The 1,364-nt window shown below is 49.3% G+C and carries 2 protein-coding genes; both read left to right on the plus strand.

What is annotated here, in order from left to right:
• Positions 1-251, plus strand: a 251-nt coding sequence (locus G6047_RS00260; protein ID WP_169525301.1) for a T9SS type A sorting domain-containing protein, incomplete at its 5' end; no start/stop codon positions are given.
• 80 nt (positions 252-331) lie between these two features.
• On the plus strand, positions 332-1,364 hold a 1,033-nt coding region (locus G6047_RS00265), incomplete at its 3' end, for a hypothetical protein (RefSeq protein WP_169525303.1).

A 1,364-nucleotide genomic window follows, 5' to 3' on the forward strand; every position in this document is an offset into this window, starting at 1 on the left:
AGTATTTCGTGGTGGCGCCCAATCCCTGCCAGACGGGCACGAGCGTCAACCTTATAGATCCGAACGTGACGCCGCCTCCCGGTTCGGGGACTGTGGAACTGTACACGATCTACGGCACACTGCTGTATTCCACGAGCATGAGTTCCTATAGTGTCGGGCTGTATATGGGCAACTATCCGGGCAACACGACGTACGTCGTCAAGATCACCGTAGGGAGCCATGTCGAGACCCATACCCTGATAAAATCCTAACCGGATATGTCGTGACACAGCATTCGCTGCGTTTCCTGGCTTTAATTAAATAAATATCGATTTAACCAAATATTATACACATGAAAAAAAGATTGATTCTGTTATGGTGTCTTCTATCTGCGACAGCATGTCTTTACGCACAGGATGTCACCATAACATACAGCGGGCTAGGATCTGGCTGTAATGTATTTGCAAACAATACCACCGTGGGCGGCCTTACGCACCGGACTACCCTTGGGTCACCCACGTATAATTCAACCAACCAGAGTGTCAAGTTGACAAGTACCATTGTTTCCGGATCGAAAGGAACGGAATTTAAAATTGCCTACAACTTCAAGGTGGATTACAAGTATATCATAAAGATTACCTGTAGGAATACGGTCAACGCCAGTGCATTCAGCAAATTATATGTGTCTTTTGGCGATAACGGAAGCAATTCCCTTTGCGACGGTCCCCAGTTGATAGACGGGCAGGGGAGTTATCTTGACATGATATCGAATTCGTTCAACGAAGAGACCTATGATTTCTATACCCCTTTTACAACGCCATATAGCTATGTCAGGATAGCCGCTGTACCGGATCTGCAGTCCAATCCTGCAACTCAGACAATCGAAATCAAAAAGATCGTCATCGACGAAATTCCACCGACACCGACTTTCAACATCAATCCCGCCTCATTATCCGTTCCCTGCGGGTCCACCACGGTTACGCACTTTACTTGTGTCAACAAGTACAGCACCCCTGGCGTCACAGCTTACCAATGGACTGTAGGTTCCGGCTGGACCAATCCTAGTGGGAATCCGGTCAGCGGGACTTTTAATACGCCTTCCTCACAAAACTATCTTGACCTGAAACCGGCCAGTAGTGGTTCAGCGCCAGGTAATGTAAAGGTAGTGCCTGTAATAGGAGTGAGTTATGTAGGCAACACGACCTGTACCGTATCGCTTGCGCCGTTCTCCACTTCCGCAACCCTGTCAGGATCTACAGCGATATGCACTTCATCCTCCTATACGGTGTCAGGTATGGAACCCGGCGTGACTTTTTCGGGCTGGACCGTCTCGCCCCCCGGTATCGTCTCGCTGAGCACGACCAGCGCCACGACCACGACCCTCA

The organism is Flavobacterium silvaticum (assembly GCF_012911565.1).
GTDB lineage: Bacteria > Bacteroidota > Bacteroidia > Flavobacteriales > Flavobacteriaceae > Flavobacterium > Flavobacterium silvaticum.